18 protein-coding genes and 2 pseudogenes are annotated in these 24,323 nt (G+C 35.1%); 12 read left to right on the top strand and 8 right to left on the bottom strand.

The window, feature by feature from the left end:
- Positions 1-50: 50 nt before the first annotated feature.
- Entirely contained in the window at positions 51-1,862 is a 1,812-nt protein-coding gene (locus JCM15579_RS15605; RefSeq protein ID WP_054721452.1) for a glycoside hydrolase family 15 protein, read from the bottom strand.
- 243 nt (positions 1,863-2,105) lie between these two features.
- Here JCM15579_RS15605 and JCM15579_RS15600 point away from each other — a divergent pair.
- From JCM15579_RS15600 to JCM15579_RS15575, 6 genes and pseudogenes are all read left to right on the top strand, one after another.
- A pseudogene (locus JCM15579_RS15600) lies at positions 2,106-4,237 on the top strand (bifunctional alpha,alpha-trehalose-phosphate synthase (UDP-forming)/trehalose-phosphatase).
- Between the two features lie 222 nt (positions 4,238-4,459).
- The gene (gene nadB / locus JCM15579_RS15595) at positions 4,460-6,037 is read left to right on the top strand and encodes an L-aspartate oxidase (protein WP_054721450.1); all 1,578 of its coding nucleotides are present in this window, start codon (positions 4,460-4,462) and stop codon (positions 6,035-6,037) included.
- Between the two features lie 15 nt (positions 6,038-6,052).
- On the top strand, positions 6,053-6,901 hold the full coding sequence (gene nadC / locus JCM15579_RS15590; protein WP_054721448.1) for a carboxylating nicotinate-nucleotide diphosphorylase: 849 nt from the start codon (positions 6,053-6,055) through the stop codon (positions 6,899-6,901).
- A 25-nt stretch (positions 6,902-6,926) separates the two neighbouring features.
- Positions 6,927-7,853, top strand: a complete 927-nt coding sequence (gene nadA / locus JCM15579_RS15585) for a quinolinate synthase NadA (RefSeq protein ID WP_054721447.1) — start codon at positions 6,927-6,929, stop codon at positions 7,851-7,853.
- A gap of 328 nt (positions 7,854-8,181) precedes the next feature.
- Complete coding sequence (locus JCM15579_RS15580) at positions 8,182-10,236, top strand: tetratricopeptide repeat-containing sensor histidine kinase (protein WP_172677450.1); 2,055 nt, start codon at positions 8,182-8,184, stop codon at positions 10,234-10,236.
- A gap of 98 nt (positions 10,237-10,334) precedes the next feature.
- Positions 10,335-10,895 carry a manganese efflux pump MntP gene (locus JCM15579_RS15575; protein ID WP_054721442.1) on the top strand — a complete coding sequence of 187 codons (561 nt, stop codon included), beginning with the start codon at positions 10,335-10,337 and terminating at the stop codon, positions 10,893-10,895.
- On the opposite strand, the gene JCM15579_RS15570 is transcribed toward JCM15579_RS15575, so the two are convergent.
- Positions 10,892-11,431, bottom strand: a complete 540-nt coding sequence (locus JCM15579_RS15570) for an FMN-binding protein (RefSeq protein WP_157471511.1) — start codon at positions 11,429-11,431, stop codon at positions 10,892-10,894. The two genes, JCM15579_RS15575 and JCM15579_RS15570, sit on opposite strands and share 4 nt — an antisense overlap.
- An 80-nt stretch (positions 11,432-11,511) precedes the next feature.
- Positions 11,512-12,681, bottom strand: coding sequence for a putative porin (locus JCM15579_RS15565; RefSeq protein WP_054721438.1), 1,170 nt, complete (start codon positions 12,679-12,681; stop codon positions 11,512-11,514).
- Positions 12,682-12,883: 202 nt separating this feature from the next.
- On the opposite strand from JCM15579_RS15565, the gene JCM15579_RS15560 reads away from it, so the two are divergent.
- The 5 genes from JCM15579_RS15560 to JCM15579_RS15540 all read left to right on the top strand — a co-directional run bounded on the left by JCM15579_RS15560 (position 12,884) and on the right by JCM15579_RS15540 (position 18,212).
- The gene (locus JCM15579_RS15560) at positions 12,884-13,750 is read left to right on the top strand and encodes an SO_0444 family Cu/Zn efflux transporter (RefSeq protein WP_054721436.1); all 867 of its coding nucleotides are present in this window, start codon (positions 12,884-12,886) and stop codon (positions 13,748-13,750) included.
- Positions 13,729-14,196 (top strand): heavy-metal-associated domain-containing protein, encoded by a 468-nt coding sequence (locus JCM15579_RS15555; protein WP_054721433.1) that lies wholly within the window; start codon positions 13,729-13,731, stop codon positions 14,194-14,196. The genes JCM15579_RS15560 and JCM15579_RS15555 overlap by 22 nt, the downstream gene beginning before the upstream one ends.
- A 361-nt stretch (positions 14,197-14,557) precedes the next feature.
- Positions 14,558-16,081 (top strand): acetyl-CoA carboxylase biotin carboxylase subunit, encoded by a 1,524-nt coding sequence (gene accC, locus JCM15579_RS15550; protein ID WP_054721431.1) that lies wholly within the window; start codon positions 14,558-14,560, stop codon positions 16,079-16,081.
- 27 nt (positions 16,082-16,108) lie between these two features.
- Positions 16,109-16,618 (top strand): biotin/lipoyl-containing protein, encoded by a 510-nt coding sequence (locus tag JCM15579_RS15545; RefSeq protein WP_054721429.1) that lies wholly within the window; start codon positions 16,109-16,111, stop codon positions 16,616-16,618.
- A 58-nt stretch (positions 16,619-16,676) separates the two neighbouring features.
- The gene (locus JCM15579_RS15540; RefSeq protein WP_245625939.1) at positions 16,677-18,212 is read left to right on the top strand and encodes an acyl-CoA carboxylase subunit beta; all 1,536 of its coding nucleotides are present in this window, start codon (positions 16,677-16,679) and stop codon (positions 18,210-18,212) included.
- A gap of 61 nt (positions 18,213-18,273) precedes the next feature.
- Here the strand turns inward: JCM15579_RS15540 and JCM15579_RS15535 are convergent, their stop codons facing one another.
- From JCM15579_RS15535 to pabB, 3 genes are all read right to left on the bottom strand, one after another.
- Positions 18,274-19,356, bottom strand: coding sequence for an alpha/beta hydrolase family protein (locus JCM15579_RS15535; protein WP_083464718.1), 1,083 nt, complete (start codon positions 19,354-19,356; stop codon positions 18,274-18,276).
- Between the two features lie 174 nt (positions 19,357-19,530).
- Complete coding sequence (gene tilS / locus JCM15579_RS15530; protein WP_083464717.1) at positions 19,531-20,853, bottom strand: tRNA lysidine(34) synthetase TilS; 1,323 nt, start codon at positions 20,851-20,853, stop codon at positions 19,531-19,533.
- Between the two features lie 58 nt (positions 20,854-20,911).
- Positions 20,912-22,204, bottom strand: coding sequence for an aminodeoxychorismate synthase component I (pabB, locus tag JCM15579_RS15525; RefSeq protein ID WP_054721427.1), 1,293 nt, complete (start codon positions 22,202-22,204; stop codon positions 20,912-20,914).
- Between the two features lie 292 nt (positions 22,205-22,496).
- On the opposite strand from pabB, the gene JCM15579_RS20305 reads away from it, so the two are divergent.
- Positions 22,497-22,826, top strand: a complete 330-nt coding sequence (locus JCM15579_RS20305) for a hypothetical protein (RefSeq protein WP_157471510.1) — start codon at positions 22,497-22,499, stop codon at positions 22,824-22,826.
- On the opposite strand, the gene JCM15579_RS15515 is transcribed toward JCM15579_RS20305, so the two are convergent.
- Together JCM15579_RS15515 and JCM15579_RS22475 are read right to left on the bottom strand one after the other, a co-directional pair.
- Positions 22,762-23,202 (bottom strand): DUF6265 family protein, encoded by a 441-nt coding sequence (locus tag JCM15579_RS15515; RefSeq protein ID WP_054721424.1) that lies wholly within the window; start codon positions 23,200-23,202, stop codon positions 22,762-22,764. The genes JCM15579_RS20305 and JCM15579_RS15515 overlap by 65 nt on opposite strands.
- Before the next feature lie 29 nt (positions 23,203-23,231).
- Positions 23,232-24,317 (bottom strand): annotated as a pseudogene (locus tag JCM15579_RS22475) (SGNH/GDSL hydrolase family protein).
- Positions 24,318-24,323: the final 6 nt, after the last annotated feature.

Here is a 24,323-nt window from a genome sequence, read left to right as displayed (position 1 = left end):
CATCAAGTCATTACTCTGACAGGATGCTGTTTTTCTATAAATTACTCTATCTAACTTGTCAACTGATCAAGCAAATTCTCGTCATCATCAACTTTAAAATTTGAAAAATTGAGAGCCGTTTCTATAATAGCCAAATGTGAATATGCCTGGGGAAAGTTTCCTAACAAGCGTTTGCTCGCAAAATCAATGTCTTCAGCAAATAAGCCTAAGTGGTTCGAATAAGCCAGAAGTTTCTCGAATTTTTCCTTTGCTTCTTTTTTCTTACCAATTTTAAACAAACTATTGATCAGCCAAAATGAACAAATGGTAAAAGCCGATTTAGGTGTTCCAAAATCATCCTGGTTCTTATATCGATACATTAACCCATCGTGCTCCAACTCTTTTTGAATGGTCAAAACGGTAGACTTAAACTTCTCATCCTTGGCATCAATAAATCCATAGGTTTCCATTAATAAAACCGAAGCATCCATATCTTCTGATCCATAATACTGTGTAAATGCCTGTTTCTTTTCGCTCCAGGCTTTCTTCATAATATCATCTTTAACCGAGTGTCTTAACACCTTCCATTTAGTCACATAATAATCTCGCTGCAATAAACTGGCAATTTTAACAGCACGATCGAAAGCCACCCAACACATTACCTTGCTAAATGTAAAATGCAGGCTTCTCCCTCGAATCTCCCAAATACCTCTATCTGGTTTTTTCCAGTTTTCTTCAACCACCTTAACAATGCTTCTTACAATAGTCCACAACTCCTCGCTATGCTCCAGCGATGTTTCGAACATTTCAAAATGCTGATGAATCAGATCCAAAAGAATACCGTAAATGTCATTTTGCTTCTGTTTGTATGCCGCATTTCCAACTCTAACTGGCTTAGATCCCTCATAACCTGATAAATGATCTAATTCAAATTCGGAGAGTTTCTTTTCCCCATTAATGCCATACATAATTTGAATCTTTTCATTTTTTTCAGGAATAATATCCATTATGAAATTTAAATAACGTTTGGCAACATTATAATGTCCTAGCTGAGTTAATATTTTCACCATCATGGAACCGTCACGAATCCAGCAAAAGCGATAATCCCAATTCCGAATCTCTCCAATGGTTTCCGGAAGCGAAGTTGTAAGAGCAGCCAATACCGCCCCACTTTTCTGATAACTTAGCAACTTTAAAACCAATGCGCTTCTGGTAACCTGTTCATTGTATTCCGGTAATATTTTTGTTTTCTCACTCCAGTTCAGCCAATAGGTTTTTGTACGTTGTAATTTTACATAAACACGCTCAATGTCTTGCTCTAAAAGTTTTTGATTATAACTGATCAGGCAAAATTCATTTTTCTCTAAGCAAATCAATTCCCTATCCAGTATATCTTTATTCTTAAAACTGGAATACAGATAAAGCGAATCATAATTGCCTTTTGTAGTAAAAGATTTTATAAATCCTTCCTCTGAAATAATGTTCTCCGTGTGATTTCGCGCATAATCCAATTTAGGATCATATTTTAGTCTAAAAGTTGGCTTTCCATATACTAATCTAAAAAAACGTATCACATCAGGTGGTGCGTAATATTCTTTATTATCGGTCAGAAATCTTGGCATAAAATCCAATACCTCAAATACACCATCTACACATTCAAACCTTGTTTTTAATATATTGGTTTTAGATCCGTATTCTTGTTTTATTTCTAACAAATTTTCTGGGATAATTTCAAAACTCCCTCCTATCTCCTGATCCAAAATCTTAGCAAATGCCGATGAAGAGTCGAATTGAGGCAAACAAACCCAATCCAATGATCCTTTTTCTGATATTAAAGCTGCACTTCGACAGTTACCAATTACTCCATAATTTAAATTCTTCATAAAAAATCACTATTTTAGAGCTTAACAATATATGATTTGTCTATTCATTTGAGATTGACAAATCCACAACGACACAAAACACACAAACAATCAAATACTTAAGGAAATAAAATTGATATCATAGAAATAATATCAAGATTAAGTAATTGTTAAATTTTAATTGTTTGCGTTAGATATGATTCGGAAAATAGAGATTTTTCACGAATATTTATAACATTTCTACCAAAATAAAAACCACATTTTATGAATAGAATTCACATTGTCTCCAACAGGCTTCCTGTAAGTATTAACGTAGAAAACGACAATATTGATCTCATACCCAGCGTAGGTGGCCTGGCTACTGGCATGAGATCGGTATATAAAGAATATAATGGCAAGTGGATTGGATGGCCTGGATTGCCAAATGATGATTTAAACGATGAATTAAAGGCCAATATTGATGAAAAACTTAAGGGAGAAGATTGTATATCTGTTCACCTATCAAAAGAAGAAATAGACTTATACTACGATGGTTTTAGCAACCGTACCATTTGGCCATTGTTCCACTACTTTGCTCAATACATCGATTATGATCAAAGCTTTGGGAGGCATTTGTAAAGGTGAATCAGAAATTTGCAGACAAAGCACTTGAAACTCTTGAAGAAGGGGACACCATTTGGATTCATGATTACCAACTTCTTTTGGTTCCGGAAATGATTAAGTCTAAAAAACCTGGAGTAACAGTTGGATTCTTTTTGCATATTCCGTTCCCATCTTTCGAAGTATTCAGAATTCTTCCGTGGCGAAAAGAATTGATTCATGGAATGCTGGGGGCCGATTTAATTGGTTTTCACACATTCGATTATCAAAGACACTTCTTTAGCAGCGTTCGAAGACTAATGGGTTATGAAATATCTTTTAATGAAATTCATATTGAAGATAGAATCATCATTGTTGATTCTTTTCCAATGGGAATCGACTATGACAAATTTAGAGATGCTGCCACACAAACTTTTCAAAAACCATTACAGGAAAAATCGAAACTACATCGCGAACTAGAGAAATATTTCCTTGTTTCTCCGGACAGAAAGCTGATTTTGTCAATTGATCGACTGGATTATTCGAAAGGAATTCCCAATCGCCTGCAGGCATTTGCTAAATTTTTGGAAGAGTACCCTGAGTTTATTGGAAAAGTAACTTTAATCATGTTGGCTGTACCTTCCAGAGGTACTGTAGAACATTACATCAACCTAAAACGTGAGGTTGACGAATTGGTGGGCAATGTAAATGGTAGATTTGGTAGTATTAATTATACGCCTGTTTGGTATTTTTATCGCTCTATGCCATTCGAAAATCTTATTGAGCTTTATAGCTCTTGTGATGTAGCACTGGTTACTCCTGTAAGGGATGGAATGAATTTGGTAGCCAAGGAATATGTGGCATCCAGAACAAACAGAACAGGTGTTATTATTTTGAGTGAAATGGCGGGCGTATCCAAAGAAATGGGAGAAGCTCTAATGATCAATCCGAACAATACAGGCGAAATTGCTCAAAGTATATATCAGGCTTTAACCATGCCTCTTGATGAACAACGTGAACGAATGATTTATTTGCAAGACAGAATCAAACGTTATGATGTTTTCAAATGGTCATCTGAATTTGTAAAATCGTTACGAAAAGTTGAGAAACTACAAAGTTCAATATATGCAAAAAAGGTAAGCTCTTCCATTTTAGAGAGCATTAAAACTGAATACGCAGATGCGAAAAAAAGATCTATTTTCCTTGACTACGATGGAACATTAACCGGATTCAAGAAAAATCCTAACGATGCAAAACCTGATGAAGAATTACACAACATTCTGTATAAGCTAGAAGAAGATCCTAAAAATGTAATAACGATTATTAGCGGACGCGATAGAGAAAGTTTGGAATCTTGGTTCGCAGGACACAACATCAATTTGATTGTTGAACATGGTGTGTGGATAAAAAAACATGGTAAGGATTGGAAAATGCTCGCCAATGCCAATGATACCTGGAAACCTAGTATTCGCCCTATTCTTGAAACTTTTGTTGATCGAACTCCTGGTTCTTTTATTGAGGAGAAAAATTATTCGTTGGTATGGCATTTTAGAAAAGCTGAACCTGAACAAGGTGAACTTAGAGCTAATGAGCTGAAAGATGAATTAACAACCATGATTGCCAATCACAATCTTGAAATATTAGAAGGCAACAAAGTTATTGAAGTGAAAAGTGGTGGGATCAATAAGGGAATGGCATCTCTACAGTTCCTACAAAATCAGAACTTTGACTTTGTTTTGGCTATTGGCGATGATTGGACAGATGAATACATGTTTAGAGAATTACCCGAATCATCCGTTACAATTAAAGTAGCTTAAAACATACTGCAGCCAAGTATAAAGTAGATTCTGTATCTAAGGTTCGCAGTTTGCTTTCCGAACTGAATTAATTACCAATATAGGTTAGAATAAAGGTGGCAATATTGTCACCTTTTTTTCTGAAATTCAACTAGAATTAATATTCTCGCAGTATTTTTTCTCCAATTTTATAACTGATAGCAGGAAAATAGCTATTTTCGCACGAACCAAGATTTTTCTAAAATGTTACACAAACAATTCGATTTCTTAGTAATTGGAAGTGGACTTGCAGGATTGTATTCAGCATTCGAAGCCTCACAATACGGCTCTGTTGCGATAGTAACCAAATCAAAAATAGATGTTAGTAATTCATACTATGCTCAAGGAGGTATAGCTGCCGTAACCAATTCTGACGATTATCCTCAATTGCATTTACAGGATACGCTTACCGCAGGGAGAGGTTTGTGTGATTATACCCCTGTTGATATATTGGTGAATGAAGGTCCGGAACGAATCAAGGATTTAATTGATCTTGGAATGCAGTTCGATACAGAAGATGGTGAACTATCTTTAGCTTTAGAAGGTGGACATCACAGAAGAAGAGTATTGCACGCAGGTGGAGATTCTACTGGAAAAGAATTGGTAAGGTTTCTGATCCAGAAAGTATTACACACTTCTTCGATTAAAATCTTCGAAAACCAAATGGTTTATGAACTTTTGGTTGAAAAACAACAATGTTTGGGGGCGAAAAGTTTTAACCCAAATGAAAATTCCAATCTCTGCATTCACGCAAAATCAACCATATTAACATTAGGAGGAGCTTCAGCAGTATATCAGCGTACTACCAACCCGGAAACAACAGTTGGAGATGGAATTGCTTTAGCTTATAATGCGGGTGCAGAAATTACTGATATGGAATTCATTCAGTTTCATCCAAGTTCGTTTTATTCTCAAAGTGGCCACACTTTTTTAATTAGTGAAGCTGTTAGAGGTGAAGGTGCTTATTTAGTCAATTCTAAAGGAGAAAGATTTATGCCTAAGATTCATGAATTGGCAGAACTGGCTCCCCGCGATATCGTGGCACGTTCCATTTTTAATGAAATGCAGAAATTTGGAGATAATTATGTAACTCTTAGTTTAAAACACTTAAATGGTGAAAAACTGAAGAAACGATTCCCTTCGATATATGCAAAATGTAAAGAATCAGGAGCTGATTTTTTAGATAAAATTCCAATTGCTCCCGCAGCGCATTATACAGTTGGTGGAGTTAAAACCGATAATAACGGAAAAACTAATATTAATAATCTTTATGCCTGTGGGGAGTTAGCATCTACAGGAGTAATGGGTGCCAATCGATTGGCATCAAATTCGCTTTTGGAATGTTTGGTTTTTGGAAAACGAGCCATTCAACACGCTCAAAAACAACCCCACTTTACTCCATCAAATTCAAATCAAAAAGGTATATCTGTTAATGATGACTTATCTGATTTGTTTTTAAACCATGTTAATGCAATAGCCATAGCTATGAATACTAAGGTGGGAATCGTTAGGACAGCTCAACATTTACAAGAAGTTTTAGATTTACTAGATGAAATAAAATCTACATTCCCATTTAAAACTAATGAATATTACAGCATTCGTATGCAAAATCTTATCAATGTTTGTTCTTTAGTCACAAATGCTGCTTTGGCTCGTAAAGAAAGTCGTGGAGGTCATTATCGTGAAGATTTTAGTAACGAAAATGAAGACTTTCTTGCTCACTCGGTGCAACAATTAAATAAAGAGCTTACTTTTGTGCCAGTAGAAATAAAATCAGAATAATATCATTTCATTCAAATGGAAGAAACAGGATTGAATATTCAGGAATTAGAATATATAATCGAACATGCTTTTCGCGAAGATATTGGCGATGGCGATATCACAACCAATAATTTGATACCCGAGAATTCGGTTGCAAAGGCAAGTATGACTGCAAAAGCGGATGGTGTAATTGCAGGATTACCAATCGCTGAAAAAGTTTTCAAAAAATTAGACCCAAACTTAATTTGGAAACCATTGGTACAAGATGGTGATACCATTGAAAAAGGACAGGTGATTGTTGAGATGCAAGGAAGTTTTAGAGCATTGCTTACAGGTGAAAGATTAGCTCTGAACTTGATGCAAAGAATGTCGGGCATTGCTAGCGAAACAGCAAAGTACGTTGCCGAAGTAAAGCACACCAATGTACAGATTTTAGATACTCGAAAAACGGTACCAGGACTTCGAACCTTAGACAAATATTCTGTAAAAACAGGTGGTGGAACCAATCACAGAATCGGATTGTACGATTTGGTAATGATCAAAGACAATCATATTAAAGTAGCTGGAGGAATTGCTCCTGCGGTTGAACAAATTAGAAAGTCAATACCAAATCATATTAAAGTAGAAGTAGAAACTACCAATATTAAGGAGGTACAAGAAGCTTTAAGTGCAGGTGCTGACATTATCATGCTAGACAATATGAGCAATGAAGCCATAACAGAAGCCGTACAACTTGTAAATGGTAAAGCCAAAACAGAAGCTTCTGGAAATATGAATTTGGAAAGATTAAAAGGTGTTGCTGAAACAGGTGTAGATTTTATATCTATTGGAGCACTGACACACTCAGTAAAAGCACTGGATATCAGTCAAAATATTATTCTATAGTTTAATTAGAAAGAAGTTTCCTAAAATGGAAAATAAAGAAATTATAAGACAGATAGAGGAGTTGAAAAAGGCAAAGAATGCAATTGTTCTTGCTCATTATTATACACATCCTGAAGTACAAGATATAGCAGATTATATTGGTGATTCATTGGGCTTGGCCCGTGAGGCAGGAAATACTACAGCCGATATTATTGTATTTTGCGGAGTACATTTTATGGCAGAAACAGCTTCTGTAATATCTCCCAATAAGAAAGTTCTAATTCCAGCTCAAAAGTGTGGATGTTCACTTGCTGAAAGCATTACTGGTAAAGACATTCAAGATTGGAAAGCTAAAAACCCTAACGGATTGGTCGTTTCATATGTAAACACAACTGCTGAAGTAAAGGCTGAAACCGATTATTGCTGTACCTCATCTAATGCAATTCAGGTAGTAGAACACTTAGGAAAAGACAAAAAAATCTTCTTTACTCCTGATAAGAATCTTGGTGCTTACATTATAAAGAAAACCGGAATTGAGATGGATTTGTGGGATGGTGATTGTTGCGTTCATGAAAGAATTAATAGCAATATGATTGTTGATATGGCTAATCAATATCCAGAAGCAGATATCCTGATTCATCCAGAGAGCAATTGTGCCAATGATGATGAAATTTTAAACATGCCAAATGCATTCTTTTATTCTACAGCTGGAATTATTAAACATGCAGCAGAATCAAATAAAAAGCAGTTTATTATTGCAACAGAATTAGGTACCCTGCACCAATTGCAGAAAGCAAATCCTGATAAAGAATTTATTCTTATTCATCCAAAAACCATCTGTGGTTCTATGAAAAGGGTAAAACTTCAAGGGGTACTGGAAGCATTACAGGAAGAAAAATATGAAGTAAAAGTTCCTGAAGAAATATCAAGAAAAGCAATAACATCCATTCAAAGAATGCTTGAAATTGGCTAAAAAAATTTAAAACCTTTCTGAATGACAGAAAGGTTTTTTTTTATGACTCTCTTTAGCTTTTTTAATGTTAATAACTTGCAAATTATAAAAATATGGTATATTTAGCAATCATTAATAAAGCCATAGAATATTCTAGAAATAAACAATCTAATAGACCAAAATCAAATAACAAATTCTTTTTTATAACGTACACCTTACACCAAACAGCTATTGTTAACGAACGATCTTTTACAAAATGCAATTTCCCCTTAAACTTGTATTATTAATTTTCTGTCTTTTCCCCTATTCCATTTTTGCTCAAACTAAAATTGATCAACTAAAAAAACAGTTGAAAATAGAACCAGATAGTAGCAAAACTTTATTATTAATTAATATTTCTGGAAAATACGCCTCTACCAACCTCGACAGTGCATTTCTATATGCCAATAAAGCTTACAATTTTGCCAAAAGCAATCAGGAAAAATCGTTTCTAATCAGAGCTGGTTTAAATTTGGCTAATAGATATTCCCAACTTGGACAATCCGAAAAATCCTATAAATATCTTTTAGAAGCAAAAGATCTAGCTCATGCTTTAAAAGATACTGCTTTATTAGGTAGAGTCTACCATGATTTTGGCTATTACTTTTCTGATAATAGTGAATATGATAAGGCCATTGAAAACTTTAATACGGCAATTGAATATTGTAAAATATCAAAAAGCGATAAAATTCTTGCCAGCATTCTAAATGGATTAGGAATCATCTACTGGGAACGTGGCAATTCAGAAATTGCCTTAAAAAAATACTTGGAAGCATATGACATCTCTGAGGAGCTAAAAGATATCAATTTACAATTGGTTTTACTGCTCAACATAGCCAATATATATGCCGATGAAAGTAGAAATGATGTCGCACTTGAATACTACCAGAAAATTCTTGATTTGGCAATCAAAGACAAAGATTTAGATTCTCAAGCTATTGTATATAATAACATAGCGACTATATACCAAGAACGCAAAGATTATGCAAAAGCTTTAGAATTCTTTAAAAAAAGCCTGAACATCAATAGCAAAATTGGAAATGAAGCTGGAGAAGCTCTAGCCATGAATAATATTGGAGAAAACTATTTCAAGACTGGAAATATCCGAGAAGCTATATTTTATATCGATAATTCTCTTGCCATAAACAGAAAATTAAACTTAGAAACTGATATCGTATACAATTTGGAATCCCTATCCAAGGTCTATTTATTTATCGGTAAATTACAAAAAGCCTGTGATATTATTGATGAAGGCTTACAATTATGCAGAAAACTTAAAATAAAATCTATGGAGCGTAGTTTTTTGCAACTTAAATCAGAATACTACTATTCCGCAGGGTATTACAAAAAAGCTTACAAGACTTACGAAAACTATAACAAACTAAAAGACAGTCTAATTGAAGTAAGTAAATCTGATAAAATTGCTCATCTCCAAACTCAATTTGAAACTGAAAAAAAACAAAAAGAAAACGAAATACTCAGAGTAAAGAATGAATTAACTCAAGAAAAACTAGATAAAGAAAAGGCACTTACCAATTACCTGATTGTATTTTTTGTTATAACAATGTCATTATTAATTCTGGTTTACTTTTTATATAAATCGAAAGCAAAAATCAATCAGAGAATTAAAAAGGTAAATGATATGCTTGAGGAATCAAATCAAAAGCTAAAAATTACAAATGCTACAAAGGATAGATTTTTTTCCATTATTGCTCATGACTTGCGTTCTCCATTCAATTCCATTCTAGGATTCTCCGAATTGATCAAAAACGAATTAAATGAGGGCAAGAACCTTAATTTAATTGAAGAATACAATTCTAATATTAATGAGTCTTCGCACAGCTTATTTACATTGCTTGAAAACTTATTACAGTGGGCTAAAAGTCAAAGAGGTGAACTAGAATTTAATCCGGTTGAATTTGACCTTCATCACTTGGTTCAATCAAATCTTATTATTTTCAAACTGAAAGCTACTGATAAAGCAATTAAATTAAGTTCTGATATTCCTCCTCATACAGAAGCATATGGCGACATTAATATGGTGAGTACAATTCTTCGAAATCTAATTAGTAATGCTCTAAAGTTTACTGAACAAAATGGAGAAATAACAATATCAGCCGATGTTCACGATGAATTTGTATTTCTAAAAATTAAGGATTCGGGAATAGGGATCAGTAAGGAAAACCAGGAGAAACTATTTAAACTAGATTGTAATTATACAACAGTAGGTACAGCAGATGAAACTGGTAGTGGACTGGGATTAATTCTTTGTAAAGAATTCGCCGAACGAAATGGTGGTGATATTTGGGTAGAAAGCGAAGAAAATAAAGGAAGTGAATTTATTCTAAGTTTAAAAATAGCATAGGCAAAGTCGAAATATATACCAAGCGATTCTCAAAAAAGAATCGCTTTTTTTTCAGCTTCAAAATTAACTTTTATATTTGCGATCCAATCTAATAAAACATGGAACTAATTAGTATTTTTCTTATCGCCACAGGGCTTTCGGTAGATTCATTTGCTGCTTCGGTATGCAGTGGTTTGGCAATTAAAGGTATTAGATTTCTTCAGGCTGTTAAAATTGCCTTTTTTCTAGCTTTATTCCAAGGAGGAATGCCTGTTATTGGTTGGTTTATTGGATGGGAAATCAATGAGTTCATTAAAGATTTTGATCATTGGATTGCTTTTATTCTTTTAGCTGGTCTTGGTAGCAAAATGATTTATGAAAGCTTAACCAAGCAGGAGGAAGATTGCTCCTTTAATCCTCTTAAATTAACAGTCCTAATTGGTATATCTATTGCAACAAGCATTGATGCTCTTGTTATCGGTTTTAGTATGGCACTAATTGATGTTATTATTTGGTGGCCTGCAGTAATAATTGGGGGTGTAACCTTTATTGCATCAATGCTTGGGATGCTACTTGGTAAAAAAATTGGAAGTCAAACCAGCAAAAGATTCGAAGTTTTTGGTGGAATTGTATTAATTCTAATTGGTCTTCGAATCTTAATTGAACACTTGCTCTTTTAAATCCTTCCTGCTTCTTTTAAATACACCATTAATAAACTAAGAGATTTTATTCCTGTTGTAATGGCTGGAGCAGATATTGTTGCGCCTGAAATTGAATCAATGTCTTTATTGAATTCAAGTTGCTCTCCATTATGCTTTCCCTCGAATTGCTTTAACCAATATTTGGCCATTATTTCACCACCATATGATGAGCGATACACAAGAATTACAACTTTTTTAATGGTCATTGATTCATCAAAAAGTACCAAATAATCAAACAGATCGTTTTTACCTTTTGAACTGGCAAAACCAGCAGTACCAATTGCCTTTCCTTCATTCACTAATTTACTAATGGACACTTTCTCAATGCCTGGAAAGCTGTCTAAATCATACGACACTTCAGGTAAATCAACAAACTGTACATCCTCAGCACCAAACGCAGTTTTTACTGCTTTATCAATTCTTTTTTGAATTGGTTTGGGATAATTTTTAGCATTTACATCACCGCAAATCAACACAATTGATGCAATAATTAATACTCGTAATAATCTCTTCATAGTAAGCTTTAAATAACAGAAAACTGCAAAGCAAGTTTTTACACCCACTCTGCAGTATATATTTTGTTATCTATTCCAGATTAGAACCAAACTCCAAATCCGCAATTGATAAAGTTCTTCTTCACATCATTACCATCTTTAAATCTTTGGTAATCTACTTTTACAACAGCACCTTTTGCCAAGTGATAGCTCAATCCAACAAACCAATCTTCACGATCATAAGCTTTGTTAGCTGTGATACCATCAACTTTGTGATGAGTGTTATAGTTTTCGTAACGTACAAAAGGAACTAAAGATTGTTCTTTACCATGTAACAAGTCGTAACCTGCTTCAAGATAATAGCCTCTCATCTGCTTTCCTAAATCTTTACCTGTCTTATCGTTATACTCTTTTACATCGTTAATATATGAATGAATATATTGTCCTTTAACCTGGAATGCATCAAGCTTGTAACGCAAGTCAAGACCTAACATGCTAATACCAACACGAGTTGAATCTGCAACCTCTTCTGCAAAATCATCATCCTTATCTAAACCATTAAATTCTGACGATTGTGTTTTGCCGAAGTAACCCGATAAACCAAGATTAAGGCCTTTTATTCCATAGTAATCAACTTTTGCTGATAATGAAGGAGAAGTAAATGTAGATTCAGCACCTTTTTGACGACCTTTTCTGAATCCATCTGATCCTCTTAATTTACCGCTGCCATCAAATCCGTTAAATCCATTCATAACGTACAATTGATACTTTAAAGGAGCATTTGCCAATCTACCGGTAATACCTACCCCAATTTCTCTCCATGTTGTAGGTACAATGTACTTGTCAACGCTAGGACGCTCAACTCCGTTAAAAGTAGTTGGCTCATGATATTCATTAGTAATACCCATTGGTACCAACATTAAACCACCTCGGATACTTGTGTTTGGCTTGATATTGTAGTTTAAAAATGCCTGTTCTACATACAACTCTTTAACGTGTTCGTACTCAATCTCAGTCACAAAAGATGTTTTATCGTTGAACTGGTATCCAAAAAATAAAACCATTCTGTGTACATCCATATTTCCATTATATCTTTCTTTACCGCTAATTTGCTGATTGTAATGAACCTCACCGTAACCACCAATACTTAGTTTTTCACTCTTAATTTTCTCCAAAATAGTTGATCCAATACTTTGTGGTTCTTTCTGATCTTGTGCATTAGTAACACCAAATGCAAAACAGATTGCTAATAGAAGTAATACTTTTTTCATTTCGTTTTTTCTTAGGTTTTAATTCTGATAATCGTTAGTGTGATTATCTGCGACAAAATTAGATTCAGTCTTAATAAATAAAAATACCTACATGTTGGTATTTTTTAACTTCAGTGCAGAATTCATCGTATATAGACATTAAAGCATGCAGATATTTTAATACTTTTGAATCAAAATAATTTACGCAAACAGACAGAAAAAAATGGAATACCTGAACCAATTCATAATAGATTTTATTGAGATACTAAATGAAATGTCTCCCTATTTAATGCTGGGATTTTTATTTGCCGGAATACTAAAAGTTGCTTTTCCACAACGTTATATAGATAAATACTTAGGACAAAAAAATAGCAAATCAGTATTCAATGCTTCTTTAATTGGGATCCCATTACCCCTATGCTCATGTGGAGTGATCCCAACGGGAATTTCATTTTATAAAAGTGGAGCAACAAAAGGTTCTTCTGTTTCTTTTCTAATTTCAACTCCTCAAACAGGTGTTGATTCCATTTTGGTAACCTATTCCTTATTGGGATTACCCTTTGCTATCATTCGACCTTTCATTGCTTTGGCAACTGGATTTTTGGGTGGTATTTTAACCAATAAAATAGATGATTCAGATAAAATTGCAACTATTAAAGATTCTGATACTTGCTGTACTAGTGAAGAAAAAAACAACTGTGGTTGTGAAACAAATAACACAAAACAAAAATCAAAATTATATACGCTTTTCCATTATGCCTTTGTAGAATTCCTGCAGGATATTTCGAAGTGGCTAATCATTGGTTTGGTTTTGGCTGCAGTAATTTCTGTTCTAATTCCAGATGATTTTTTTAGCAGCTTTATTGGCAATGATTTAATTGGAATGTTTGTAATATTAATTGCTTCAATCCCTTTATATATCTGTGCAACATCATCTGTTCCAGTTGCTGCAGTTTTAATGATGAAAGGTTTATCACCGGGAGCTGTCCTGGTATTTTTAATGGCCGGACCAGCTACCAATGCAGCAACCATAACCGTACTGAATAAAGTACTTGGCAAAAAAACAATGTGGCATACCTTCTATCAATAATTAGCGGTGCCATTGTTTTCGGGCTACTAATCGATAACTTTCTTCCAAGAGAATGGTTTGCATTTGGTGGATTGCATCATCACATGACAGGACATGAAGGACATTGGGAACTTCCCAATTGGCTAAAATGGGGAAGCAGTATAAGTTTATCCTTACTAATTATTAATGGTTACCTTCAAAAGTATTTATCTTCTAAAAAGGAGGTCAAAACCAAAGATGTTGAAGTTCAAAAAGAGGAAAAATTAGTAATGGTTTATGGCATGAGCTGTAACCATTGTAAAAATAGTGTTGAAAAACACATTGGGGCTTTGCAAAATATTGATGTTGCAGAAGTTAACCTTGAACAGAAAATTTTACGAATGGTAGGTACATCCATTAACTTATCTCAAATTAAAAAAGAAATAGAAAGTTTGGGTTTTGAATTTGATGAAAATGTAAAAAACTAAAAAAAATATATTTCAACACAATTAACACAAACAACAAACTCATACACTGACAGTTTCGCCCTATTTGAATATAATTAAACTACCCTAAATAAGCTATATAAACAAGCTTTTATATTTATTAAGAATCTTTCTAAATCAGGCATTTTGCATGATTTTTATCATGTTTTTATGTCAAATCACATTGATACATCTTCATATTTAATTACTTGGAAACTTCGATTTTTTAATTATTTTTGACATGCTGTACAACATATTCATGCTGTATATTATCTTTTTTTTGGGAAACTATTCCTAATCTAATGGTAAATAATTGACTTAAAACAAGGTCCTTACAAGACCTAATTAACAATTAACCAAAACTATGATTACGAAGATTTCAAAAGTCCTTGTTGCGAATCGAGGAGAAATTGCTCTGCGTGTAATGAGATCGTGCAGAGAGTTAGGGATTCAATCCGTTGCGGTATATTCAGATGTCGATAGAGCATCAATGCATGTTCGATATGCCGATCAGGCATATCATATTGGTCCCGCAGCATCTGCTGAAAGTTACCTAAACATCGAAAAAATTATTGAAGTAGCTAAAAAATCCAAAGCCGACGCCATTCATCCAGGATATGGATTTTTAAGCGAAAATGCAGAATTCTCGAAAAGATGTCAGGAAGAAGGCATCATATTTATTGGGCCTACTCCAGAAGTAATTTCAACAATGGGGGATAAAATTACGGCTCGACAGACCATGATAGATGGCGGGGTTCCCGTAGTTCCTGGCACAAAGGAGAACCTTAACAATGATGAAAACGCCCTTAAAGTGATTAGAGAAATAGGTCTTCCCGTAATGATTAAAGCTTCTGCTGGCGGTGGCGGGAAAGGAATGCGAATGGTTGATAAAGAAGAAAATATTCTTAGTGCATTAAGAGCTGCCAAATCCGAAGCCAAATCAGCATTTGGAGATGACTCAGTTTATGTAGAAAAATACATCTCTTCTCCTCATCATATCGAGTTCCAAATCTTAGGTGATCAGCATGGAAATGTAATTCACCTTTGCGAACGTGAATGTTCCGTTCAACGTCGACATCAGAAAGTTGTTGAGGAAACACCATCACCACTTTTAACCCCTGAACTTAGAGAAAAAATGGGAAATGCTGCAGTAGCAGCAGCAAAAGCGGTAAATTATTATGGCGCTGGAACCATAGAATTCTTAGCTGATAATGATCACAATTTCTACTTCCTGGAAATGAATACTCGCTTACAAGTGGAACATCCAATTACTGAAAGAACCACAGGTTACGACCTTGTTAAACAGCAAATTCTTATCGCTGAAGGACAAAAGTTGAACATCAAACAAGAAGAAGTATTTCAGTTTGGACATGCAATTGAGTGTAGAATTTATGCGGAAGATACTGATAATAACTTCATGCCAAGTCCTGGTTTAATAACACACATTACAGAACCAATGGGCTTAGGTGTTAGAACCGATGGATACGTTTATGAGGGATATGAAATTCCTATTCATTACGATCCGATGATCTCCAAGTTAATTATTTGGGCCCGTACTCGTGAAGAAGCTATTGAAAGAATGCGTCGTGCGCTATACGAATACAAAATTACTGGAGTAAAAACTTCCATTAAATTCTTGGAAAGAATCATGGAATGCCGCGATTTTAGAGAAGGAAATTACGATACTCACTTTATACAGAACAATGAAGAGTTTTTGCTTGCCGATGATGAAGCCAAGCAACAATTTGAAGATCTAGCCATAGTTACTGCCTTTTTAGATTATCATCAAAAATTAAAGAATGCTCAAGTAAGTCATGAGATTTCTAAATCAAGCCGATGGAAAGATTTCGGTAGACGTAGAGGTGTATACAGAGCAAGTGAAAATTAAAATGGTTCAACTTCAAAAAAAATAATTATGGCATTAGAAATTAAATTAGATGACCGAGTTGCTAAGGTTGAACTTCTTGCTGAAGACGGCAACAATGTTAAAATCATAGTAGATGACAGGGAATATGACTTGGACATGCAGCAAGTTGAAAATGGAGTTTACTCCGTAATGTACAAAGGACGTTCATTCAATGTTGAGTTAATTGAAAATGGAAGCCCTAAAAAATACACTGTCAACACATTTTATCACTCATACAATGCTGAAATAATTGATGCTGAAACAAAGTATTTGCAAACGAGAAATGCAGGTAATCTTGAAGCAGCAGAAAGTACAATAATATCTCCTATGCCTGGAAAGGTTGTTAAAATTCCCGTTGAACTAGGCTCGGAAGTGAAAAAGGGAGATACTGTAATCATTATTTCAGCAATGAAAATGGAAAGCGAATACAAAGCAATGAAAGATGGCGTTGTGAAAGAAATCTTTGTAAAAGAAGATGACACCATTGATGGCAATCAACCTCTTGTATTCATTGATTAAAATCAGATTGTATACACAATTTGAAGTTCGCAATTAATAATTTGTAATAAAATAAGACATGTTGACAATAGAAGATAAAATCAAAAAGTTTCAAGAACTAAATAAAGCTGCTGAACTTGGCGGCGGACAAGAAAGAATTGACAAACATCATGCAGCCGGAAAAAAAACGGCTCGTGAAAGAATTAATGATCTGCTAGACCCTGAAACATTTGTTGAGGTTGACAAGATGGTAACACATAGATCAACGGATTTTGGAATGGAAAAGAACAAAATTCCGGGTGATGGAGTTGTCTGTGGATATGGAAAAGTGGATGGTCGTTTGGTGTATGTCTTTGCGCAGGACTTTACTGTTTTTGGTGGTTCCTTAAGCAGGGCCAATGCTGATAAAATTGTAAAAATTACCAAATTGGCAATGAAAATGGGAGCTCCAATCATTGGTTTGAATGATTCCGGTGGAGCTAGAATTCAAGAAGGAGTTCAAAGTTTAGCTGGTTATGCCGATATATTCTATCAAAATGTTCGTGGATCAGGGGTAATTCCTCAAATTTCAGCAATTATGGGACCTTGTGCTGGTGGTGCTGTATATTCTCCTGCCCTAACCGATTTCATCATGATGGTAAAAGATACAAGCTATATGTTTGTAACTGGTCCGGATGTTATTAAAACTGTTACCCACGAAGAGGTAACAAAAGAAGAACTGGGTGGTGCCATTACCCACAATTCGAAAAGTGGAGTAGCTCATTTTACTGCCGATAATGATGAGCAAGCCATGATGATGCTAAGAGAATTGATTAGCTTCTTGCCATCAAATAATATGGAAGATCCACCTGTAAAACCATGTACTGATAACATTCATCGAGAAGATGAAAAGCTACAGAACATGGTTCCTGTAGATCCAAACAAGCCATATGATATGAAAGAAATCATTGAAACGGTGGTCGATGATCAAAATTTCTTTGAGGTGATGCCTTTGTATGCACAGAATATAACCATTGGCTTTGCACGACTGGCAGGTAGGCCTGTAGGAATTGTAGCTAATAACCCAGCTTTCCTCGCTGGTGTTTTAGATATCAACAGCTCTATTAAAGCTGCGCGCTTTGTTCGTTTCTGTGATGCATTTAATATTCCATTAGTAACTTTTGTTGATGTTCCTGGTTTCTTACCAGGTACGGCGCAAGAATATGGTGGCATTATTAAACATGGTGCCAAATTGTTGTATGCCTTTGCAGAAGCTACAGTGCCTAAAATTACATTAATTACACGTAAGGCTTATGGTGGTGCTTACGATGTAATGGCATCGAAACACATTGGTGCAGATATTAACTATTCGTTCCCAACAGGCGAAATCGCAGTAATGGGTGCTGAAGGTGCAGTAAATATTATGCACAAAGGTTTAACTGAATCTGAAAGAGCTGATGCCATTGACGATTACAGAGATAAATTTGCTCACCCGTACAAAGCTGCAGAATTAGGATATGTAGACGAGGTTATACAACCTAAAGAAAGTAGATACAAATTAATTCAGGCCTTGGAAATGTGTGCCAATAAGAGCGAGCAAAATCCTCCTAAAAAACACGGAAATATTCCTTTATAATCAGATTAAATACAAAAGAAGCATGGCTTAAAAGTCATGCTTCTTTTGTATTTTGTTACTTTTAAAATTGATAACCAGCCTTCTGAATATCTTTAAAAGTACTTATTGGTTTGTTGGGTTTTAATTGCTTTGCTAAAAACTTATAAATCTTTACGCGAATTTCCTTTGCCTTCTTGGTATCCATTCTATCAAAAGAGTGTCCTCCCGGAACTGCTTGATAAATTTCATATTCAAATGTTTTACCATCCGCTTTTAGCGATTTAATTAAATGCTCTACCTCCAAAACATTTACATCATCGTCGTTGGTATTGGTATGTATCAACAATGGTGTATTCTGGAATTTATGAGTGTTCCAGGCTGGTGATCGTCTTCGATATTCAGCCAAATTATCATTGGCTGTTTTGCCAATGTGGTAGTCTGCCGAGTATAAATCACGATAAGATTGAGTCATGTATCCCATTCGAGCAACCAAATCACTTACAGGAACTCCTGCAAACCCAACTTTGTAATCATTTGGATGATTAAATAAATTAAAGAGTGTAATCATACCTCCATGGCTCCACCCCATGATTCCAACTCGGTTCTCGTCAACAAAATCGTAATTTTCAATCATGTAATTGCGGCTGGCATAAACATCTTCATTCTCTAATCCACCGTAATCTATTTTCTCGTAATGACCTTTTCCATATCCAGTACTTCCTCTGTATTCTGCGGCAACCACAATGTATTCCTGCGCAATTAACTCTCGTACAATATGGGTATAATAGGTTGTAAAATCGCCATGTACTCCACCATGTGGCAACACCATTAAAGGATATTTCTTATTTACATCTAAATTTTTTGGAAAAAAGGCATAGGTCCAAAATTTTACAGGATTACCTGCCCCTTTTGCTGTAGGATTTTTTTCCTTCCATTTTGGCGGTCCATAAATATATAATTTGTCAACATGGGCTACATCTCCTACTCTTTCGAACCAAATGATATCATCTACCATTTTTTGAAGACGATCCAATCGATGATCTAAATTTTCGTTGTAATTTTTAAGTTCTTCGATTTCACTTTTTATTTCTTGAGATTGAGAAAATCCTGAAAGTGAAAGCAAGCCTAACAAGAGAATGGCTAAGCTGTGTTTTAGTTTTATCATTTTGTGAGTTATTAATGGTTGGTTGTAATAAACTTCGACTAAGTTATAAAAATTATAAGGCAGATTATATGAGGATTACGAAATATCATCTGTTATCCTTACCAACTTCTTCACAAGCCCCCTAAATGCAATTGGTTTTAAAACTGCAGAGTACCTTAACATGAAGAACTATTCCTACTTCAATTCTAATTTAAATATCTTAGTAGTTGTCGAGGTAATCTTAAATCGATCGTCCAAACGATGACCAACAACCCAAGCTATTCTATCACCCGAAAGTAATAACCATGTATTTTCCTTATCCTGTAAAGAAAACTTTTGATCGATAAAAAAATCAGATATTTTCTTGTTCCCCTTCATCCCTATCGGACGGAAACTATCTCCAATTTGCCATTTACGCAGTTTAAGCGGAAACTTCAACTTACTGGCATCCAGACATGCAATTTCCGAGTTGGTTGGAAACTTAAAACCCGTTGTTCTATTAATAAATGATGCCTCCATTTCAATTGGAAATTCTATCATTCCAGATTTTTCTTCTAACAAATATTCCTTGGAATCATTCTCTCCCAGCTCAGATAAAATTAAATACTTTCTATCTCTTAATATCTGGTGTGTGGACGAATAGAATCTTTTGCCGGAAATGGTACCCAATGATTTGGCAATCATTTTCACATCGCGGTGGTGAAATCCGTAAGGAGATAAAATTTCGAACAAATGAGATGATGGAGAAGACAATTCTTGTAATCGTGCAATGGAGATTAACAACTGATTTTCTCTTTGAAATACCAGATGCAAGCGATTCTCTTCGATTACATCATTATAAATCTGTTCAACTTCCTTAAATCGTTGAACATTTTCACTCATGGTTTTTCTAATGGCCGGATTAATTTGTTCTAAAACCGGAATCACCTGGTGACGAATTTTATTTCTTATAAAGTCGGTTTCCCTGTTGGTTGAATCTTCACGGTAATTTAAGCCTTCTTTCTCAGCAAACTCTTCCAACTCTTTTCGAGTGAAAGGAAGCAATGGTCTAATGATCTTGCCCAACTTTGATTTAATGCCTGTTAAGCCATGAATTCCCGTACCTCTTACCAAGTTAATCAATACAGTTTCTGCAACATCATCGGCATGATGACCAACCGCAATGTATTGGTAATTCTCCAATTCAAGAATTTGATTGAACCACTCGTACCTCAACTCCCGAGCTGCCATTTCAATAGATAGCTTATTCTTTTCTGCATAAGCTTTTGTATCAAAATCTTTAAAATAGAAAGGAAGATTGTATTGCTTGGCCAGATTTTTTACAAATTCAAAATCGCCATCCGACTCTTCGCCTCGCAAATGAAAATTGCAATGTGCAATTCCACAATTCACCTCCATCTTTATTAAAAAATGAAGCAGAACAACCGAATCGATTCCTCCGCTTACCGCAACCAAAATTTTTTCATCACGATAAAACAGATTTTCTTCTTCTACAAAGCGAACTAACTTACGAAACACGATAGCAATTTATAATTAGTAATTAAGTCTAATCAATTTTACTCATTTTTTAGAACTTTCATAATGCTTGGGCCTTTAACAAACACTCTTCATATTCTTTCTCTGCCTCTGCCTGCATGGTAATTGCCCCTCCAACCATAAACGAAAGATAATGATTTCTTGCATTATAAAGTATGCTGCGAATTACCACATTAAAATCAAAATTACCTTCAGGAGTAATGTATCCTACAGCTCCAGAAAACAATCCTCTTTTGGTCGATTCGTACTTTTCAATCAGCTTCATAGCTCGAACCTTGGGAGCGCCGGTCATCGATCCCATGGGAAAACACTGACGAATCGCTTCAATAAAGTGCACACCATCCTTAAGCTCTGAAACAACCGTCGAAATCATTTGGTGCACCTGCGGGAAGGAATAAATCCCACACAATTCCTCTACGATTACTGATCCTTTTTCTGCAGTTCTTGATAAGTCATTTCTTACCAAATCCACAATCATGATATTCTCAGCTCTCTCTTTAGGATCATTAAATAAAGTCTCCTTTATTTGCTTGTCTTCTTCTTCGGTGGCTCCACGCTTGGCGGTTCCTTTTATAGGCTGAGAAATGATTTTCTTTCCTACCTTCTTGATAAATCGCTCCGGACTGGCCGACAATAAATATTGCTCGCCCATTTGGTAAAAACCCGAGTACGGAGTAGGCGAAACTTCGGTTAGTTTCTGATAGGTGCCACGAGGCTTAATGTAGCAATCTTCGGCATAAAATTCCTGACAGAAATTCACCTCGTAAATATCTCCTCTTCGAATATGATCTTTCAGTTGATTAACAGCCTCCAAATACTTGTCACGAGAAATTCTAGAATGAATTTGATTTACAGAAATAGAGTTCTCTCCAGGCAATTCCATGTCTTGAAGATTCTGAACCAAAGAGAGCACCTCATCTTCCGTAAATTCTTCATCATAGTAATGAACAATCAGCGTATCTACATCCAAAAGAAACACCCAGCGTGGTTGGAAAAAATTCATTTCTGGAAAATCCAATCCATCATGATTTTCAGACTTCAGCTCTTCAATTTCATTCTTTAAATCATACCCCAAATAACCAAACCACCAATCATTCGATTTTTCAATGGACTCTTTCAAATGATGAAAACAATCCTGTTTTGGTTCAACAATCTGAAGCGCATCAATACCGGCAACCATTTCGTAGGTATTGTATTCGGCCTTCGAATTTACTTTCTGATTCACCTCATGACTATCAAGTATACTAACATACTCGAACTTCTTGCTCCAGAATAGCAGTTGTTCCTTAAACCTGCGCGGATTAGTGATATGAAATGTAAGCTGTTTTCGCATGCCGCAAATTTAGGCAAAAGATACACAAGATACTTTCTGCTTTAGATAAAACTTTTTGTGTGACAACATCCCTGTTCTACTCTAATACGATGGTACTTTATTTTAGTTAGGAAGAAGGCTATAGTTTGAAATTGCTACTTTATGAATTGTTGCTGCTACTTTATATCCTGTTATCATTTTTTTGTAACTTGCTGCCATTCCTTTAGCTCTTGTCGCAGGTATTTTACAATACTGCACTGTGGGAAAAATATAAAAGAGAGACGACAAACCTCTGGCTAAGGACAACAAGCCTTTGGCTAAGGACAACAAGCCTTTGGCTAAGGACAACAAGCCTTTGGCTAAGGACAACAAGCCTTTGGCTAAGGACAACAAGCCTTTGGCTAAGGGCGACAAGCCTCTGGCTAAGGGCGACGAGCCTTTGGCTAAGAACAACATGTCGCAAAAAGTTACAAATAAGGGAGGAAAGATGGTAACAAGTCTGATAGTTGAATCAGTAGAAATCAGACCTCCTGCAATTAAAGAAGGAAAAATAGCTTATATCTCTGTATGTAAAGCAGCTATCGCATCCGTATCATCACAAAAGAAAATCCCTCATCATTATCACCCAAAACATTTACTTTAACTCTATTCTCTCTTAGTTTGAAGTATTGAATTTTCTTGGGAAAATCGTGCTTAGGATTCTCAAATGAATAATAGTCAGAAATGGACTCATTTAAAGGAAAAGAAATTGTAGCTCCCTGGTTTTGATTGAATACAGTTGCCTGATAAACCAACTTTCCTTCAATCAGCTTAATAGCTAAATGTTCCAAAACCTTCTGCTTGCCATCCTTCAGCTTATATCCAATTCCAATCAATTCATCACTTTTTACCTCCCACTTTTCGAATTGTTGTTTGCCTTCCACCTGCCAATTTCCTTCCAAAAAGTGGAAGGATTGAATATCCTGAGTAGAACAGGAGTAGGTAGAAATCGAGAAAAGAATTAAAATCAGATACTTCATAAAGTGAAGAGATATTTATTTCTTCCAATTTACCAATTAATATTTTCATCGATAAATTTAATCAGGCTATTGGCCATTTCCTCCTGCTCCTTAACCGATGGATGTCCTCTTGTTTCTTTGAATGGAACAAAATGCGTGTAGATTTTATCATCTTTTAATCCAACAACTGCCTTTTTAATATATTCTGGCCATTTAGAACCTTCCTTCGTAGCATCCATATTCCCAAGCATGCATATGATTTCTGCATTAGGGTAGTGATTTCGAATCCCAGCAACAAACTGCTGGTATGCATGAATCAAATATTCTTCGCTAGGAGAGTTTTTACCAAAATTCTTCTTGAACTCATCTCTTTTGGGCATATTTACCAACCATGAATCATTCTGAAATAAATTTACCACCACCACATCAGGTGCATACAAGGAAAAATTCCACTTACTGGTTGAATCTGCAGGGTTTAATCGATCGTAAATATCTGGCATTTCAAAAGGGAACCAACTAATTGTAATTCCAATACCGCTTTTACAAATACAATGGTAATCCGCATCAAAATGTCTTGCAGTTATTGCGGCATAGCTTAAATAATTGTTTGTAAAAGTACTGTCTGGAGAGTCTTTCCCTGAAGTATCTTCCACTGCGTATCCAGCTGTGATGGAATTCCCATAAAACTCTATCTTTCTTTTTGCCACATCCGCATTAGGTAACAACTTCGCTTTTCCATCAATCTTAAACCCATAGAAATCTGTTGTTCCCCTATCCCACTCTGTACGTTTAAACAACTCAATAATATGTTTCCCGGGCGATAAATTTGTAACCAATTCATGATAGCCCTTGATGGTATCAGGGCGAAACAAAACAATACTATCCTTATCGATGATAATATTATAATAATTATCGCCTTATTCATCCTTCATTAAAGCACTAAGAGATTCTCCTTCAAAGTTTATTTTTATTGAGCTACCTGACCAATACAGCTCGGCATGATCAACACTTGCAGTATCAATTCTTCCTGAATATTTAATTTCTGAGTTTGAGAATGGAACAAACAAACTTTGTTGTTTTGAAAAACCTGCAAAAATTGCAGTCAAAACAATTAGGAGATAATAGGTATTTTTCATGATATG

It is taken from the genome of Marinifilum fragile JCM 15579, from assembly GCF_001310955.1.
GTDB classification, from domain to species: Bacteria; Bacteroidota; Bacteroidia; order Bacteroidales; family Marinifilaceae; genus Marinifilum; species Marinifilum fragile.
The sequence above is the reverse complement of the archived record's forward strand: the minus strand, read 5'-3'. Positions and strand labels throughout refer to the sequence as shown.